This is a genomic window from Phaeobacter cretensis, from assembly GCF_047372505.1.
GTDB lineage: Bacteria > Pseudomonadota > Alphaproteobacteria > Rhodobacterales > Rhodobacteraceae > Phaeobacter > Phaeobacter cretensis.
The window spans coordinates 95,343-113,285 of record NZ_JBKBEU010000001.1 but is presented as its reverse complement, the minus strand read 5'-3'; the positions used below and the strand labels follow the sequence as shown (position 1 = coordinate 113,285).

Sequence of the window (17,943 nt, the reverse complement as noted above, 5' to 3'; positions counted from 1 at the left end):
GATTGGGCCGTGGCCTCTTAAATGTGCCCGGCTCACTCCGCCGCAAGTCCTGAGGTTTTGCAAGAGACTTTGGGCAATCGTTGTCAAAAACGCGAGGGTCCAGACAAAAAAACGCGCCCTAGGGCGCGTCGTTGTTTTGTGTTTTGACCTGGACTGCGGTCAGTCGGTGCCGCGATAGGGTTCGACATATTGCAACGCCATGTCCCAAGGGAAAAAGATCCAGGTATCCTGGCTGACCTCGGTGATGAACGTATCGACCATCGGGCGGCCTTTTGGTTTGGCGTAGACCGTGGCAAAATGCGCTTTGGGATACATCTGGCGCACCAGTTCCAAAGTTTTGCCGCTATCAACAAGATCGTCAATGATCAGCACCCCTTCACCGTCGCCCATCAGCTCAGCGTTGGGGGCTTTCAGCACTTCGGCTTGGCCCTGATCTTGGTGGTGATAAGATTTGACGCCAATCGTGTCGACCACGCGGATGTCCAGCTCGCGGCTGACGATCATGGCCGGGGCCATTCCGCCACGTGTGATGGCAACCACGGCGCGCCAGCCACCATTGTCCGGGCCTTGGCCATCCAGGCGCCATGCCAGCGCACGGCTGTCGCGGTGCAGCTGGTCCCAGGAAATGTGAAAGCCTTTTTCATGAGGCAGACGATCGGTCATGTTTTGATGCTCCTGTTAGGATCTGTGGTGGGGGCCGTCAGAGGGCGGCAATTTTGACACCGAGGGCAGCCAACAGGCCACCAAAGATCCGGTCGATCACATGTTTAAGGTTGATATACCCGCGGCGGGTTTTCTCAAAGGAGAAGATACGGGCCACGAGTGTGTTCCAGGTGACCTCACCCAGAAAGATACATAGCAGTAGCGCTACAACGGCTATGGTGCTGCTGTCTTGCGGCACGGTGCCGACAAAAACAGCGCCAAAGAAGGCTGCCGGTTTAGGGTTGGCCAACTGAGTTAAAATACCCAATCGGAAGGCTGCAAAAGCACTCTGCGGCAATTGCGTGTCGCTTTGCTGTGATATCGGTTCACAGGCATTGCGCCACATGTTCCAGGCCAGCCATATCAGATAGATCGCACCACCCATCTTGAGCAGCGTCAGCAGGAAGGGCGCATAGCCAAACAGCAAGTTAAGTCCAAACAGTGCTGTCGATGCCCAGAATACTGCACCGGCACCGATACCAATGGCTAGTGCAAGACCGCTGCGCCAACCATGAGCCAGCCCAACGCGCGCCGCCATCAATACTGCTGGGCCAGGGCTGATGGCAGCCATCAGGCACAGAAAAACTGAGGCAATAAAGGCGGCAAGTGTCATAATCTGGGCTCTTGGTATCTGAAGAGGCGCGTGTGAGCCGCGCGCTCGCATATATCATGTGTCTATATATTGCACCAACGAGGCAAGCCTAGCATCAGTTGGTTAGCTGCAGAAAGGGCTACTTGCGCCCGGTGGCTGCATCAATGTCTGGAGCATCGACGGCTTTCATTCCGACGACATGATACCCGGCGTCCACGTGCAGGTTTTCTCCGGTTACACCCGAAGAGAGATCTGACAGCAAATAGAGCGCAGATTTGCCAACATCATCAATGGTCACATTGCGGCGCAGTGGAGAGTTATACTCGTTCCACTTCATTATGTAGCGGAAATCGCCGATGCCCGAGGCCGCCAATGTCTTGATCGGACCAGCTGAGATAGCGTTGACACGAATGCCATCTTTACCCAGATCTTCAGCGAGGTATTTCACCGAGGCTTCCAGCGCAGCCTTGGCAACACCCATTACATTATAATGTGGCATCACCTGTTCGGCGCCATAGTAGGTCAGTGTTACGGCACTGCCACCTTCGGACATCATCTTCTCTGCTCGCTGCATCACCGAGGTGAAAGAGTAGACAGATATATCCATTGTCATCTGGAAATTATCGCGGCTGGTGTCGACATAGCGGCCACGCAGCTCGTTCTTGTCGGAAAAACCAATGGCGTGAACCAAAAAGTCCAGCTTACCCCATTTTTCTTCCAATGCGGCGAACAGCGCATTGACGGATCCGCCGTCAGCCACATCGCAAGGCAGAACAATGTCGCTGCCCAACTGCGCCGCCAATGGGTCGACGCGTTTTTTCAGCGCATCACCCTGATAGGAAAACGCAAGCTCAGCGCCGGCGTCAGCGCAGGCTCTGGCAATGCCCCACGCGATGGATTTGTCATTGGCAAGGCCCATGATGAGGCCACGTTTGCCGGCCATCAGTTGACTAGACATGCAGGTTCTCCGCCTGTGATATTCGAATTAGACGACGTTTAGTCTTTCATGCGGGGCGCTTCAAGGGCACTGTCTCTTGTCGTCGGCACCTTTGCGACCTAGATTACCAATAGCGAAGCGTAAAACGCCAAAGCCAATTCAAATAAAAAAATAGATCATGAGGTGCATTATGTCCGATCGCAACGGTATCTTTGCCGGAGAGGACCCCTTTGCAATCGCGCGCAGTTGGCTAAGCGAGGCTGAAGAGAGTGAAGCCAACGATCCGAATGCAATTGCCCTGTCGACAGTAGATGCGGACGGCATGCCAAATTGCCGTATGGTGCTGTTGAAGGAAATTGAGGACGCGGCCTTTGTCTTCTACACCAACTACGAGAGCACAAAATCTCAGGAGTTGGATAGCGCGGGCAATGCGGCTTTTGTCATGCATTGGAAATCGCTGCGTCGTCAGGTGCGCGCCCGTGGCATCGTCACTCGGGAAGAGGGGCCCCAGGCCGATGCCTATTATAAGTCACGCTCGCTGAAGAGCCGCCTTGGCGCTTGGGCGTCGGCGCAGTCACGTCCGCTCTCCAGTCGCGGGGCATTGATGGCAGAGGTTGCTAAAGTGACAGCGACCAAGGGGTCCAACCCTGAGCGGCCGCCTTTTTGGGGAGGCTACCGGCTGACGCCCCTGGAGATTGAGTTTTGGGCGGACGGGGCGTTTCGCCTGCATGATCGCTTTGTTTGGCGCAGAGAGAATCCCGAAGCGCTTTGGACGGTAGATCGGTTGTGCCCCTAGGTCATTTAGTGAAATAGTAGATTTGCGATATTTTGGTCTGTTTTTGGCTTGAACTTTGCGCCGAGAATGGCGCATCACCTACAGACAAAACTTGAAGAATACGGTGGACTACGAAAGTGGCAGAAGACTTAAGCAGTTTGCAACAGATACGCGGACTGGTGAAATGGTTCGATCCGACCAAAGGATTCGGTTTTGTTGTCTCCGACGACGGCGGACCGGATATCTTGCTGCACGTAAATGTGTTACGCAACTTCGGTCAAAACTCGATCGCAGATGGCGCTGACGTTGAGTTGGTGACCCATCGTACTGATCGCGGTGTTCAAGCGGTCGAGATTGTATCGATCACTCCTCCCTTGCGTGATGACACCCCTGTCCTGAGTGATTTTGCAGAAATGGACTCCGATACACTGTATTCGGAGCCATTGGTGCCTGCGCGGGTTAAATGGTTCGACAAAGGCAAAGGTTTTGGTTTCGCCAATGTTTTTGGTCGCGACGAGGATGTGTTCCTGCATGTTGAGGTCTTGCGCCGGTCAGGCCTGTCAGAGCTGCAACCGGGCGAGGCGCTTGGGATGCGCGTGATAGATGGCAAACGCGGCCGCATGGCGGTCGAGGTGCTGGCGTGGGAAGCTGCGCTTCTGGAAAATCAGGACTAGAAATGATGCACAGCCTCTGGAACCGACTGTCAGACCATGTGACGTCAGGAACCAGAGCCGCCGTGCTAGGCATGATCTGTGCTGTCACAACTGTGGCGGCAGGTGAAACACAGGCCAATACGGCGTGTCGTCCAGATCAGGTCAACCTGCGTGGCCCATGGGGGCAGACGCAGTTTACCGTCGAAATCGCTGATTCTGTTGAAGAACGTGCGCAGGGGCTGATGCATCGGCAGCAGTTGGCGCGCAGCAATGGTATGCTGTTCGTCTATGAGACCCCGCAGCCCGCCAGTTTTTGGATGAAGAACACGCTGATCCCATTGGATATCCTGTTCATTGATTCTACCGGCATCGTCCAACACATTCATCATCGAGCGATTCCCGGCGATCTGACTCCGATTCCGGGCGGCGATAACGTCTTTGCGGTCCTGGAAATCAACGGCGGCTTGGCTGCGCTTTATGGGATTTCCACTGGTACTCAGCTGCGCCACGAAGTTTTTTCAAATACTGGCGCAATTTGGTCCTGTTAGGGCTTTTCAAATCAGATCGGCAGCGCTAGGAAGGCGCACGGTCCGGGGCGTGGCGCAGTCTGGTAGCGCACCTGTTTTGGGTACAGGGGGTCGTGAGTTCGAATCTCGCCGCCCCGACCATTTCATCCGATTGGATGTAACGTAGACGCCGACATGCCTTTATGAGGCTGTCGGCGTTTCGCGTTTCACGTACCCTTCATCAAAGTGGTCATCTGCAGCAAGGCATGAATGCTCTCATTCTGATTGCGCCGTAACGTGCTTTCAATCGATGCGTGTCGGTCGTGGAGATTCGAAGTGGTTTCCAAATCCTTTCCAAATCGACGACTTTGGCAGGCCTGTTAAGGGTCCCTTAACCATCTGTTGCGCATTGGCGTCGATTTGGTTTTATGCTTCGTGCAAACGATGAAAAAAACCTCATGCGCGCACCGATGAATTTTTCTGGGGGAATTGTGATTTATCAACCCGCGGTAAGGTTGAGTGATTGGAAGTAAGATAATTATTCGGTCAGTTCTGATTACTGAAAGAACGGCGACAACCCCCTCTCAATAAGGGAAATTTTCGTATCAGCAGTCTGGGCTGTCATTGCTGTCTCGGGGCCAAGCGATCAACTCTGAATCGCAGCTTCGTGATCGCCGTCATACCAATAAGCTATCGTCAACGAAAAAGATGGTTAGGAAAGTCTAAAAATGGCGTTGACCCGATATACTACAATACGTCAAATTGTGTACGTCGGATGATGCAGCACAAAATATGGTAGATCCACTGCCGGTGCTGCACCACATCATACAAAGCATCAGTCGCTAGCGGAAATGGGGTGTCAGCCCTGACTCGCATCTTTTATGAGGTGCGCAGCATGGTGTTTTTGTTTTGTGAAACGACGAGGGGCACGTCGGAATAAGGCGTGGTTTGTGACAGTGAGACTGCAAAAAAAGAGGCAGATGGCATGAAGATTGAACGGAAATTTACAAAATCTGGGCAGGACGCATATGCCGATCTGGAGTTCGTTCCCGCAACGTCGGAAATCCGCAATCCGGATGGGACCATTGTGTTCCGGCTGGAAGGCGTTGAGGTTCCAGCAGGCTGGAGCCAGGTCGCCAGTGATATCATTGCGCAGAAGTATTTCCGTAAAGCCGGTGTTCCCAAAAAACTTAAAAAGCTCCGTGAAAAGGGTGTGCCTGAGTTTCTCTGGCGTTCGGCTCCGGCTGGCGATGAAGTGGAATTTGGTGGCGAGACCTCGTCTAAGCAGGTTTTTGACCGTCTGGCTGGTGCCTGGTGCTACTGGGGCTGGAAAGGCGGCTATTTCTCGACAGAGGAAGATGCCCGCGCATATTTCGATGAAATGCGGTACATGCTGGCGACACAGCGCGCGGCTCCCAACAGCCCGCAATGGTTCAACACCGGTTTGCACTGGGCCTATGGGATCGATGGTCCGGCGCAGGGTCACCACTACGTAGACTACAAAACCGGCAAGCTGACTAAATCTGACAGTGCATATGAGCACCCCCAGCCTCATGCCTGCTTTATCCAGTCGGTATCCGATGATCTCGTTCAGGACGGCGGCATCATGGATCTTTGGGTGCGTGAGGCGCGCCTGTTTAAATATGGTTCTGGGACTGGCACCAACTTTAGCCATCTGCGAGGCGAGGGTGAACCGCTGTCCGGCGGCGGTAAATCCTCTGGCCTGATGGGGTTCCTCAAGATTGGTGACCGCGCTGCTGGTGCGATCAAATCAGGCGGAACCACCCGCCGCGCTGCAAAAATGGTGATCGTGGACGCCGATCACCCCGATATTGAGAAGTTCATCGAGTGGAAGGTGATCGAAGAGCAGAAAGTTGCGTCTATCGTTGCTGGCTCCAAAATGCACGAAAAGATGCTGAATGGTCTGTTTGAGGCTATTCGCAGCTGGGATGGTGCTGAGGCCGATACCTATGATCCTGCGGTCAACGACGGGCTGAAAAGCGCGATCCGCGAGGCGAAAAAGGTCGCAATCCCTGAGACTTATGTGAAACGCGTATTGGACTACGCCAAGCAGGGTCACACCTCGATCGAATTCCCTACTTATGACACCGATTGGGATAGTGACGCCTATAGCTCTGTCTCTGGCCAGAACTCCAACAACTCAATCCGTGTGACGAATGCCTTCTTGCATGCCGTAAAGAAAGACGCTGATTGGCAGTTGATCAACCGTGTGGACGGCAAAGTTTCCAAGACCGTTAAGGCGCGTGATCTGTGGGAGAAGGTCGGCCATGCGGCATGGGCCTGTGCCGATCCGGGTATTCAGTTCCATGACACCGTGAATGAGTGGCACACATGCCCATCGGACGGTGAGATTCGCGGCTCAAATCCTTGTTCGGAATATATGTTCCTGGATGACACAGCCTGTAACCTCGCGTCTCTGAACTTGCTGACCTTCCTCAAGGACGGCGTGTTTCAGGCGGATGATTATATGCATGCCTGCCGCCTGTGGACGGTGACACTGGAAGTGTCGGTGATGATGGCGCAGTTCCCATCCAAAGAGATCGCGCAACGGTCGTATGACTTCCGCACGCTGGGTCTGGGTTATGCCAATATTGGCGGCCTGCTGATGACCATGGGCTACGGTTACGATAGCGCTGAGGGCCGTGCCCTTTGCGGTTCGCTTACTGCGATCATGACCGGTGTCTCGTATGCAACCTCGGCTGAGATGGCGTCGGAACTGGGACCGTTTGCCCGTTACGAGCAGAATTCCAGCGACATGTTGCGCGTGATCCGCAATCACCGCGCTGCAGCCCATGGAGCAATTGATGGCTACGAAGGGTTGGCGGTGAAGCCTGTGCCCTTGGATAGCGCCAATTGCCCGGACCCGCGTCTGGCTGAGCTGGCAATGAGCAGCTGGGACGAAGCACTGGAATTGGGTGAACGGCACGGTTTCCGCAATGCGCAGGCTACGGTTGTCGCACCCACCGGTACCATTGGTTTGGTAATGGACTGTGATACCACGGGTATTGAGCCTGACTTCGCACTGGTGAAGTTTAAAAAGCTGGCCGGTGGTGGATACTTCAAGATCATCAATCGGTCGGTTCCCGCCGCCTTGGAAGGGCTGGGTTATTCATCCTCCCAGATCGAGGAGATCGTTTCATACGCTGTTGGCCATGGCACCATCGGCAATGCACCGGGTATCAACCATACCTCATTGGCAGGTCACGGATTCGGACCAAACGAACTGGCCAAGGTTGATGCAGCACTTGAAAGCGCTTTTGACGTCCGCTTTGTGTTCAATCAATGGACCCTTGGTGAGGATTTCTGCACCGGCGTTCTGGGCATTCCCGCGACCAAGCTGAACGATCCTACATTTGATTTGCTGCGTCATCTGGGCTTCAGCAAAGTGGAGATCGAGGCTGCTAATGATCACGTCTGCGGGTCAATGACTCTGGAAGGTGCACCACATCTGAAGGAAGAGCACTACCACATCTTTGATTGTGCAAACCCATGCGGCAAAAAAGGTAAGCGTTATTTGGGGGTTGATAGCCATATCCTAATGATGGCCGCCGCGCAGAGCTTTATCTCAGGTGCGATTTCCAAGACCATCAACATGCCAAACGATGCGACCATCGAGGACTGCCAGAAAGCTTATGAGCTCAGCTGGTCGCTGGGGGTGAAAGCCAATGCGCTGTATCGTGATGGCTCCAAACTGAGCCAGCCGCTGGCGGCCGCCTTGGTCGAGGATGATGATGACGCGGCCGATATTCTTGAACACGGATCGCAGCACGAAAAAGCGATCACCCTCGCCGAGAAGATCGTCGAGAAGGTGGTTGTCAAAGAGATTGTGAAGTCCCATCGCACCAAGATGCCGCAGCGCCGTAAGGGGTATACTCAGAAGGCGGTTGTCGGCGGGCACAAAGTCTATTTGCGTACTGGCGAATATGAAGACGGCAACTTGGGCGAGATCTTCATCGACATGCACAAGGAAGGTGCAGGCTTCCGGGCGATGATGAACAATTTCGCGATCGCGGTCTCAGTTGGTCTGCAATATGGTGTGCCACTGGAAGAGTTTGTGGATGCCTTCACCTTCACCAAGTTTGAACCTGCGGGCATGGTACAGGGCAATGACAGCATCAAGAATGCGACGTCGATCCTCGACTATGTGTTCCGGGAACTCGCTGTAAGCTATCTGGATCGCACTGATTTGGCCCATGTCAAACCCGAAGGCGCCAGCTTTGATGATCTCGGCCGTGGTGAGGAGGAGGGCGTGTCCAACGTCTCCGAACTCAGCGAAACCGCTGCGACACGGTCGCTCGAAGTGTTGAAACAGATTTCCTCAACGGGCTATCTGCGCAAGCGTTTGCCGCAGGAGTTGGTCGTTCTGCAAGGGGGGCAAACGGATCTACTGGCAGATGGCAGCGATCCGGTGTCGGCACTTCAGTCACTGGTGCCCGAAACCTCAGTGGCCGTGGCTCCGGTTATATCCGGTGGGATGGATGCCCGGACCAAAGCCAAGATGCAGGGCTACGAGGGCGAGGCCTGCGGGGACTGCGGAAACTATACATTGGTGCGCAATGGGACATGCATGAAATGCAACACCTGTGGTGGCACCTCGGGCTGTAGCTGAACAGTAGATATAAAGTGAAATATGACTGTTGCGAAAGCTTTGTCGCAACAGTCAGGAACCCGGGATGGGTGCGCTCATCCCGACACGGATCGGACACAGGCAAAGACCTCGGGCGGTAACAAAAAACACCTGATCCGTGCACCTTGAGGGGGGAGGCCACCGTGCCTCCCTTTTTCTTGTCATTAGAATTTTTAGTTAGCTTCGCTTTAGAACACTTGAGAAAATAACGATAAACCCAGCAAGGGCGGCAAGGATTAAAAAGGCCGATTGCAGCGATAGCAGCTCAGCCGTGATGCCGATCATTGGTGGGCCTATTAGGATTCCACCGTAGCCGAATGTGGCGACACTTGCGATGGCGGCTCCAGCAGGCAGGTTCGGATCACTTGCCGCGCGACTGAACGCCAGTGGCATGACCAGCGCGTAGCCAATACCCATGAGAGCGAACCCAACCATGGCCGCACCATAGTTGCCAAATCCTACTGCGATCACTGCGCCGAGGCTGGCGCTGACACCTGCAAAGCGGCCCGCTGACACGGCACCGATCCGCGCGACGATAAGATCTCCAATCAGGCGCACAGCAACCATGGCTACAGAGAAAACAGCAAATCCCAGTGCGGCGTCAGCCTCGCTTGCGCCGGTGGTCAGTACCAGAAAAATCGCGCTCCAATCGGCCATAGCACCTTCGCCAACCGAGCCACAAAAGGCAACGAATCCAACTGCAACCAAGGCCCCGCGTGGCAGTAGGGAAGGCTTTGTTGTGCTGGTATCGGGGCGCGGATCATCAATCCAGGGGATCTGCGCCACATAAAGCGTGAGCGCGGCAGCGACAGCACCGGCCAGAAGGAAATGCAGCGGAATATCCGCCCCGATTGAGGCGGCCGCATAGCCAGACAGTGCACCTAAGCCTGCGCCGAGGCTGAACATCGCATGAAACGACGACATCATTGGCCGACTTGAACGAGTCTCAACTGCGCTGGCCCAGGCGTTCATTGTCACATCCATACTGCCGTGAGCCGCACCAAAGACAAACAGTGCTGCTGCCAATAGGGGCAGGTTGGGTGCCACAGCCAACAGGACGAGACCAAGCATGTAGGCAAGTGCGACCCGGCGGGTGATAAAAGCCGCGCCCATCCGGTCAGCCGCGCGGCCCGCTATCGGAAACGACAAGATAGCACCGGCAGCCATCAGTAGCAGAAGCAGGCCAAGACCTCCCGGCGTAAGTTCATGGATCTCAGCCACAGCCGGAATCCGCGAGGCCCAGATGCCAAATAGCGCTCCGTTAAGGGCAAACATAGCCGAAACCGCACGCCATGGTGTACGCAGCCGAAACCGGGGGCGAGGTGGCTGAGGGCTGATTGCAGGCACGTGGGCTCCTTCCAATGGGGATAAACTCTGCGAGTGGATTTGTGCGGGAGGTTGGTCCTAAAACTTGTCGGTGGCAACCCGCGTTCAGCGTCTTTTGCAGGGCGATTTAAACCATCCACGCTTACTCGTAGCATCAAAATGCTGGCGACAAATTTACGGCGAATCTCTCCGATTTTCTCAAGAGGCTCATCATCCGGATAGTGCATCTTGGTGATGCGAAATGTAGGATTTCGCGGCTTTAAAGTATTTAGTGCTCTGTAAATAAAGAGAAATATAATGTCCTACAATAAGATTGATAATGTAGGACATTACTGGCATGCTTTTCGAGACATGGTCTGGCAAAGCGCTGGACCATACGAAAGGCAGAGAATGGCAGGGCGCGATCCGAAACAAATCAATGACAGCATGTCGCCGCTTCCGCCGCGTAGCAGCAGCCGGGACGTGTTGGAGGCGTTGACACGAATGATCGATGCCGAAGGCTTGGGTATTGGGGATCGGCTGCCGACCGAAGTGGATATTGCGCGCCAACTCGGCGTTGGCCGAGCCAAGGTGCGCGAGGCACTGACCGCCTGGCAGAATATGGGCATCGTGACCCGTAACAAGAAAGCCGGAACGCGACTGGCCACAGGGGTGGTTTCTAACGCGATTCACCTGCCGGTTATGGTGAAATTGGAGGCTGAAAGCCTGTTGCGAACGCATGCTGTGCGCCGACCGCTGGAGTTGGAAACCGTGCGTCTGGCGACCCGCAATATCACAGCACATAGTGGCCGTATCATCATGGGACGGGCGAGCGAACTGATCGCGATCCTTGAGGCGGGTCAGGACTGGCGTGCCGCGGACTACCGTTTTCATGAGGCCCTGCAAGAGGCCTGCGGGAACCCGCTTTTTGGTCAATTGATCCAGCAGATTCAGCACGGTTTCAACGAAGTCTACGAAGCGCCGTTCGGCAAACCGCATTTGGGGCAGTCATCAATACCGCTGCACATGAAACTCGCCGCAGCAGTGGTTGCCGGGGATGAGGCCGAGGCGGTGCGTGTCATGGAGACTATCCTAGACATGGTTGAGGCAGAGATCCGAGAGTCGATGAGTGCCATGATGGAGGGTCGCAATGACTGATGGCTTGGATCTTGCAACGTTGATGGCCACCGTTATGGACGATGGCAATGGAGCGGTCACTCCGCCGATTGTTCAGACGTCGCTGTTCACTTTTGACAGCTATGAGGCGTTTGAGAATCGTATGGCGGGGCGCAGCAATAAGGCGATCTATACCCGCGTGCAGAATCCGACAGTGGCGGCGTTTGAGGCGCTGATGGCCAAGGCCGAACGGGGAGAAGCTGCGGTTGGTTTCGCATCTGGCATGGCTGCAATTTCATCAACAATTCTGGCCTTTGTGAAACCGGGTGACCGTATTGCCTGTGTCGAGCATGTCTATCCAGACAGCTATCGTTTCATGGAGCGGCTACTGCGCCCATTTGGCGTTCAGATCGACTATTATTCACCCAAGCAGTTCGAAGACGATGCAGATTTGCTCAAAGACGTGCAGCTTGCCTATCTGGAAAGCCCCAGCTCTGTCGTATTTCAGCCGCTTAACCTCAAAAAGGTTACAGCTCATGCCAAACGGCATGGCGTGCTGACGATGATAGATAACTCTTGGGCCAGCCCTGTGTTTCAGAAACCTTTGGCGCAGGGCGTAGATATCGTCCTGCATTCCGCGTCGAAATATATCTCCGGCCATTCTGATACCGTTGCTGGCGTGGTGGTGGCCTCGCAGAAGTATATTGACCGGATCCGCGATCTCACTTTGCCATTGCTTGGAGCAAAACTGGCCCCGTTTGAGGCGTTTCTGCTCACCCGTGGATTGCGCACATTGTCTGCGCGGATGCGCCAGCATGAGGCCACGGCAAACCTGTTCATTGATCGCTTATCGGCCTTGCCACAGGTGCGCCATGTGCATTCGCCGGGGCCAAACGATGTTCCGGGCCTGACCGGCCGTTCCGGGCTTTTGTCGGTAGAATTTGATGACAGCGTTGATATTCCTGAATTTTCCAACGCGCTAACGCACTTTCGGCTGGGGGTCAGTTGGGGCGGATTTGAGAGCCTGATCCTGCCGGCCCGTGTGGGGATTGCGCAGATTGGCGAAGAGAACTCGATGCAACGTTTTGGAGTTTCGCCGAATCTCGTTCGGCTGAACCTCGGGCTGGAGGAGGCCGAGGACCTGTGGGCGGATATCACATCTGCCCTCACGACAAGCACGGTCTGACAGGCTTGATCTGACAGCGCTGTGTGCAACGTCACACGACAAGGGGAAGGACAAAATGAAAAAACTTCTGACAGGGATTACCACGGCGGCCATGCTCATGGGGTCTGCCGCACATGCGGAAACCACGCTGAAGCTGGTCGAAGTCATCACCAGCCCGGAGCGCACCAAGGTGCTGCAGGGTATTGTTGATGGGTATGAGGCCGCGAACCCGGATGTATCCGTTGAAATCATCAGCTTGCCCTGGGGGCAGGCGTTTGAAAAACTGGCGACAATGGTTGCCGGTGGCGATATACCCGATGTCGTAGAAATGCCCGATACGTGGCAGGCGCTCTATGCGGGCTCCGGGCAGCTGGCCAGTCTCGCCGACCATGTCGCGGATTGGGAACATGGCGCGACCCTGACCGACAAAACCGTCGCGATGGGCAGCCAGGCAGGCGATCTCTATATGATCCCATATGGGTTCTATCTGAGAGCGATGTTCTACAACAAAAAGCTCTTAGCCGACGCCGGGGTTGAGCCACCGGAGACCATGGCTGACTTTATGGCTGCATCTGCGGCGGTATCGGAATTGGATGGCAAATCCGGTTATTGCCTTCGTGGTGGTCCGGGCGGCACTAATGGCTGGGTGATGATGGCGGCTGCCATGAATGGCACCAATGAATTCTTCACCGAGGACGGAAAAAGCCGCATGAACGAACCTGGTTCCGTTGAGGGTATCCAGTTCATGATCGACATGTATCAGAAGGGCTATGCGCCCAAGGATGCGGTCAGCTGGGGGTTCAATGAAATCGTTGCCGGGTTCTACTCCGGGACCTGTGCTTTCCTTGATCAGGATCCAGATGCGCTCATAGCGATCTCAGAACGTATGCCTGCCGAGGATTTTGCAGTAATCCCGATGCCGGTTGGCCCATCTGGCAAGGCATTCCCCACCATCGGCTTTGCGGGTTGGTCAATTTTTAGTTCAACCGAGCATGAAGACGAAGCATTTGATCTGGTTGCGGCACTGTCTGCACCCGAGGCCAACGGTACCTGGGCCAAGCGCGTTGGCGTGATCCCTGTTCACAAAGGCGCTGATCAGGACCCTTACTTCCAGACCGAGCAATTTGCGGGCTGGTTTAAAGAGCTGAATGGCGAGCAGTATGAACCGACCACCATGCCAACATATCTGGAAAAATGGGGCTATTTCGGTAGCACTGTCGTCCTGGAAACCAGTCAAGAGGCCTTGCTGGGGCAGCGCAGTGCGCAGGATCTGGCGGACGAATGGGCAGATCTGCTGACTGAAGAATATGCTAAATGGCAGGCGAAGCAGTGATTGCCCGCGCCCAAAAAAACGTCGTGCCCGGGGGAACCGGGGCACGACGCTCTCTTTACTGGCAGTATATGGTAGAGCCGTTTCTCTATCTGTCGCCGATGAACCTGTTGATTGGCTGTGTCATGCTGATCCCGTTGATTGTTGGAATATCGTATTCCTTTCAGTCGATTGAACTGCTCAACCCCTTTGCCACCGGTTGGGTGGGGTTTGAAAACTATCAAAAACTATGGTCGGACCGAAAATTCTGGATCGCATTGGAGAATACGTTTTTCTGGACCTTCTGGTCGATATTCTTCCAATTTTTCCTAGGGCTTGGGTTGGCGATGCTGCTCAATACGCAGTTTTTTGGAAAGAAACTGTTTCAGGCTTTGGTGTTCCTTCCTTGGGCCGTGCCCACATTCCTGTCAGCGTTGACCTGGGCATGGCTGTTCAACCCGGTGATTGGACCAATTCCGCATTGGCTGACGGCCTTGGGCGTCTTGTCGGAGCCATACAACATTCTTGGCGATCCTGATCTGGCGATCTGGGGGCCGATTACTGCCAATATCTGGTTTGGCGTGCCATTCTTTGCGATCACTCTGCTGGCGGCACTTCAGTCCATTCCGGGCGAGCTGTACGAGGCTGCCGAGATTGACGGTGCCAGCCCATGGCAGAGCTTTACCAAGATCACCCTACCGTTTCTTGCACCGATGATTGCCATCACTGTGATGCTGCGCACCATCTGGATCGCGAATTTTGCTGATCTGATCTTTGTTATGACAGGCGGCGGGCCGGCCAATTCTACACAGATCCTGTCCACCTATATTTTCACCACTGCGTTCCGCAAACTGGATTTTGGCTATGCCTCCACCATCGCGGTTGCTTTGCTGATCATCCTTCTGGCCTATGCTGTTATCCTGCTTTGGATACGCAAACGGCTGGTCAAGATCTGAGGTCACCCATGGCTACTGTTGCTCCTAAGGACGGGCGTCATCCGATGTTGGCGGTTGGTAAGATTGCCGCCATTATCTTTTACCTCGGTTTTGCACTGTTCCCGCTGTACTGGCTGATGAAAATCGCAGTGACGCCTGATGCGCAGATCTTTTCTGACGGAACGCGTATGTTTCCCAGCGCGATCACCTTCGAGAATTTCGCCACAGTGCTGTTCGAGACAGATTTTCTGGCCTATTTCCGCAATTCGCTGATTGTGTCGCTGGGCACTGCGTTTTTCACTACGCTGATTGCTGCAGGTGCGGGCTATGCGTTCTCGCGGTTTGTCTTTGCAGGCAAGCGGATCATTATTGCGGTGATGCTGATCACTCAGATGTTTCCGCTGTTGATGATCATTGCCCCGATCTACAAAATCGTTGCTGAGCTTGGATTGCTGAACTCACTCACCTCCCTGATCGTGGTCTACACCGCCTTCAACATTCCCTTTGCCACCTTTTTGATGCAGTCGTTTTTTGACGGGATCCCGAAAGATCTGGAAGAGGCGGCGATGATGGATGGCTGCTCGCGGTTTCAGGCGCTGCGCGCGGTCGTGTTTCCGCTGACGCTACCGGGGTTAGGGGCGACGCTTGGGTTTGTCTTTACCGCGGCATGGTCTGAACTGCTGTTTGCACTGATGCTGATCTCAAAAAACGACGCGATGACATTCCCGGTTGGGCTGCTCACTTTCGTGTCGAAGTTCTCGGTGGACTGGGGGCAGATGATGGCTGCCGGTGTGCTCGCACTCATCCCGAGTTGCTTGTTTTTCATCTTCATACAACGCTACCTCGTGCAGGGCCTCACGTCCGGCGCGGTCAAAGGATAGGGGGCCGGATATCATGGCGCGGATCGAACTTAGAGATGTGGTGAAACGCTACGGGGCCATTGAGGTTCTGCGTGACATCAATCTGGATATTCAGGACGGGGAATTCATCGTTCTTGTAGGGCCTTCTGGCTGCGGAAAATCGACCCTCTTGCGGATGATTGCGGGACTTGAACCGATCACCGCAGGGGAGTTTGAAATTGATGGGCAACGTATGAATGACGTGCGCCCACGTGATCGCGACATCGCAATGGTGTTTCAGTCGTACGCGCTTTATCCCCATATGGATGTGGCGCGGAATATGGGGTTCTCGATGGAGATCCGAAAGGATCCGGCCGAGGAACGCAAATCTCGTGTGGCAGCGGCTGCAGACACCTTAGGGCTGTCTGCATTGGTCGACCGTTTGCCCAAAGCCCTGTCAGGCGGACAGCGACAGCGTGTTGCTATGGGGCGGGCAATTATTCGCGACCCGCGCGCGTTTCTGTTTGATGAACCCTTGTCAAATCTGGATGCCGCATTGCGCGTGGAGATGCGATTGGAGATCGCACGTCTACACAAGCAATTGGGCGCAACGATGATTTATGTCACACACGATCAGGTCGAAGCACTGACCCTTGCTGATCGTATTGTGGTGTTGAATGGCGGCGACATTCAACAGGTTGGCTCACCGCTGGATCTCTATGAACGTCCGGCCAATAAATTTGTGGCGCAATTCATCGGCTCACCCACGATGAACATATTGCCAGTCTCCGGTGCCACGTCCGGGGTGATGGCCTCCAATGGGATGATGCTGACACTGGATCATGTAGATGACACATCTTCAGCGGTTGAATTGGGCATTCGTCCGGAACATCTTGATGTGGTGAACCCGGACGAAGGGGACCTGACGGCGGTGGCGGATGTGGTGGAACGTTTGGGATCGGACACCAATATTTATGCCAATGTCGACGGTTTGGGGCCGCTAATGGTGCGCAAGCACGGCAATGTCCCGGTCCGCAGTGGCGAGCGTCTGGGCTTGCGTGTGCAGGCACAGAATGCACATATCTTTGATGCTACGGGCATGGCCATCAGGCCAGCGGCCTAAGCCACGGTAATCACGGAGTATGACCGATGAGCGCACATCCACCTGTCGGTGATTTCAACGCGCCGGGGCACTGGCTAGACCATAGTGATCACCGGGCATTTCTGGTGGCCGATGCAAAACGACAATTGAGGTTTTTCGCCGGAAGCCTGCGTGATGGGCCGGGGTTTTACACCCTGGATGGGGCAGGGCAACCATTGCCAGATGATACCCAAGAACTGCACACGACCACGCGCTTGGTACATTCTTATGCACTGGCGCATATCTGCGGCTATAGCGGTTCCGATCGCATAATTGACCATGGCATTACCTATCTTAACACCTATCATCGTGATCCGGCCCATGGCGGTTATTTTTGGGCGTTGAGCGGCGATGCGGTCGCTGATGATCGTAAACTGGCTTACGGTCAGGTCTTTGTTTTGCTGGCGGCTTCTACTGCCAAACTCGCCGGTCATCCGGGGGCGGATGAGCTGCTGGAGGATGCAGCAGAGGTTCTGGATCAAAGGGTATGGGAAAGTGGGCCGAAACGCTTTGCCGATGAGTGGAACCGCGACTGGACGCCGTTTTCAAACTATCGCGGCATGAACGCCAATATGCACGGTGTGGAGGCGCTATTAACCGCCTACGAAGCCACACAGGATAGCGTCTTTCTGGCCCGTGCAGGTGATATCCTTGATTTTTTCACAGGGCAGATTGCTCCGGCTGAGGGGTGGCGTCTGCCAGAACATTATACCGAAGATTGGAGTATTGATCGCTCATATGCAGGGGATCCGATGTTCCGGCCGGCGGGCACGACGCCGGGCCATTCTTTTGAGTTGGGCCGGTTATTACTACAACACTGGGATCTGGTTGGTCGACCCGACGATGGCGCAGCTGACCGCGCCCGGCGACTGATCGAACAGGCGCTGAGAGACGCTTGGATGCCAGACGGTGGTATCGCCTATACACTTGGCTTTGATGGCAAAGTTGCGATGGGAAATCGGTTCTGGTGGCCGGTCACCGAGGCTATCGGTGCAGTTGCAACCTTGATCAAGCTTGACGGGCGGCCAGAGGACGAACAGTGGTATCGCCGACTCTGGGGTTTTGCTCTGGATCACTTCATCGATGAAGACCGCGGTGGCTGGTATCCGGAGATTGGCCCAGGCGGGCAGGTAACGCGCAGCATTTTTGACGGAAAGCCAGATATCTACCATTCCCTGCAGGCCTGTTTGTTGCCGTTGGGCGCTACTCAGATGAGCCATGTGAAGGGATTGCAGTTGCTGAAAACACAGCTGTTGTCGTGATTGGGTTTGCCTGTCGCTATCGCGGGTTTCTTTCACCAGTTCTAAATTGTGACAACTG

15 protein-coding genes and 1 tRNA gene are annotated in these 17,943 nt (G+C 54.8%); 12 read left to right on the top strand and 4 right to left on the bottom strand.

The genetic code is table 11. The annotated features are described in order from the left end of the window. Positions 1–159: 159 nt before the first annotated feature. From gpt to fabI, 3 genes are all read right to left on the bottom strand, one after another. Positions 160–663, bottom strand: coding sequence for a xanthine phosphoribosyltransferase (gene gpt / locus ACEWZM_RS00580; RefSeq protein ID WP_414004590.1), 504 nt, complete (start codon positions 661–663; stop codon positions 160–162). Between the two features lie 37 nt (positions 664–700). After that, positions 701–1,315, bottom strand: a complete 615-nt coding sequence (locus ACEWZM_RS00575; RefSeq protein WP_414004589.1) for a LysE family translocator — start codon at positions 1,313–1,315, stop codon at positions 701–703. A 118-nt stretch (positions 1,316–1,433) separates the two neighbouring features. Further along, positions 1,434–2,252, bottom strand: a complete 819-nt coding sequence (gene fabI / locus ACEWZM_RS00570; protein WP_414004588.1) for an enoyl-ACP reductase FabI — start codon at positions 2,250–2,252, stop codon at positions 1,434–1,436. A gap of 169 nt (positions 2,253–2,421) precedes the next feature. Here fabI and pdxH point away from each other — a divergent pair, with 169 nt between their 5' ends. The 5 genes from pdxH to ACEWZM_RS00545 all read left to right on the top strand — a co-directional run bounded on the left by pdxH (position 2,422) and on the right by ACEWZM_RS00545 (position 8,795). Next, a complete protein-coding gene (gene pdxH / locus ACEWZM_RS00565; RefSeq protein WP_414004587.1) occupies positions 2,422–3,027 on the top strand; it encodes a pyridoxamine 5'-phosphate oxidase in 606 nt (201 codons plus the stop codon). 116 nt (positions 3,028–3,143) lie between these two features. Beyond that, positions 3,144–3,680: a cold-shock protein gene (locus ACEWZM_RS00560; protein ID WP_414004586.1), complete on the top strand. Its 537-nt coding sequence runs from the start codon at positions 3,144–3,146 to the stop codon at positions 3,678–3,680. Positions 3,681–3,685: 5 nt separating this feature from the next. Next, positions 3,686–4,207: a DUF192 domain-containing protein gene (locus tag ACEWZM_RS00555; protein WP_414007913.1), complete on the top strand. Its 522-nt coding sequence runs from the start codon at positions 3,686–3,688 to the stop codon at positions 4,205–4,207. Positions 4,208–4,250: 43 nt separating this feature from the next. Further along, positions 4,251–4,327 (top strand) — tRNA-Pro (locus ACEWZM_RS00550). Between the two features lie 823 nt (positions 4,328–5,150). Further along, positions 5,151–8,795, top strand: coding sequence for a vitamin B12-dependent ribonucleotide reductase (locus ACEWZM_RS00545; RefSeq protein ID WP_414004585.1), 3,645 nt, complete (start codon positions 5,151–5,153; stop codon positions 8,793–8,795). Positions 8,796–8,990: 195 nt separating this feature from the next. Here the strand turns inward: ACEWZM_RS00545 and ACEWZM_RS00540 are convergent, their stop codons facing one another. Next, entirely contained in the window at positions 8,991–10,160 is a 1,170-nt protein-coding gene (locus tag ACEWZM_RS00540) for an MFS transporter (protein WP_414004584.1), read from the bottom strand. A gap of 276 nt (positions 10,161–10,436) precedes the next feature. On the opposite strand from ACEWZM_RS00540, the gene ACEWZM_RS00535 reads away from it, so the two are divergent. The 7 genes from ACEWZM_RS00535 to ACEWZM_RS00505 are packed head-to-tail and all read left to right on the top strand — an operon-like array spanning position 10,437 to position 17,885. Then, the gene (locus ACEWZM_RS00535; RefSeq protein ID WP_414004583.1) at positions 10,437–11,276 is read left to right on the top strand and encodes a FadR/GntR family transcriptional regulator; all 840 of its coding nucleotides are present in this window, start codon (positions 10,437–10,439) and stop codon (positions 11,274–11,276) included. After that, complete coding sequence (locus tag ACEWZM_RS00530; RefSeq protein ID WP_414004582.1) at positions 11,269–12,420, top strand: aminotransferase class I/II-fold pyridoxal phosphate-dependent enzyme; 1,152 nt, start codon at positions 11,269–11,271, stop codon at positions 12,418–12,420. The genes ACEWZM_RS00535 and ACEWZM_RS00530 overlap by 8 nt, the downstream gene beginning before the upstream one ends. A gap of 55 nt (positions 12,421–12,475) precedes the next feature. Continuing rightward, on the top strand, positions 12,476–13,732 hold the full coding sequence (locus tag ACEWZM_RS00525; protein WP_414004581.1) for an ABC transporter substrate-binding protein: 1,257 nt from the start codon (positions 12,476–12,478) through the stop codon (positions 13,730–13,732). Further along, positions 13,714–14,664, top strand: a complete 951-nt coding sequence (locus ACEWZM_RS00520; protein WP_414004580.1) for a carbohydrate ABC transporter permease — start codon at positions 13,714–13,716, stop codon at positions 14,662–14,664. Before ACEWZM_RS00525 ends, ACEWZM_RS00520 begins: the two co-directional genes overlap by 19 nt. An 8-nt stretch (positions 14,665–14,672) precedes the next feature. Next, complete coding sequence (locus tag ACEWZM_RS00515) at positions 14,673–15,524, top strand: carbohydrate ABC transporter permease (RefSeq protein ID WP_414004579.1); 852 nt, start codon at positions 14,673–14,675, stop codon at positions 15,522–15,524. A gap of 13 nt (positions 15,525–15,537) precedes the next feature. Then, positions 15,538–16,605: an ABC transporter ATP-binding protein gene (locus tag ACEWZM_RS00510; RefSeq protein WP_414004578.1), complete on the top strand. Its 1,068-nt coding sequence runs from the start codon at positions 15,538–15,540 to the stop codon at positions 16,603–16,605. Between the two features lie 26 nt (positions 16,606–16,631). After that, positions 16,632–17,885, top strand: coding sequence for an AGE family epimerase/isomerase (locus ACEWZM_RS00505; protein WP_414004577.1), 1,254 nt, complete (start codon positions 16,632–16,634; stop codon positions 17,883–17,885). Positions 17,886–17,943: the final 58 nt, after the last annotated feature.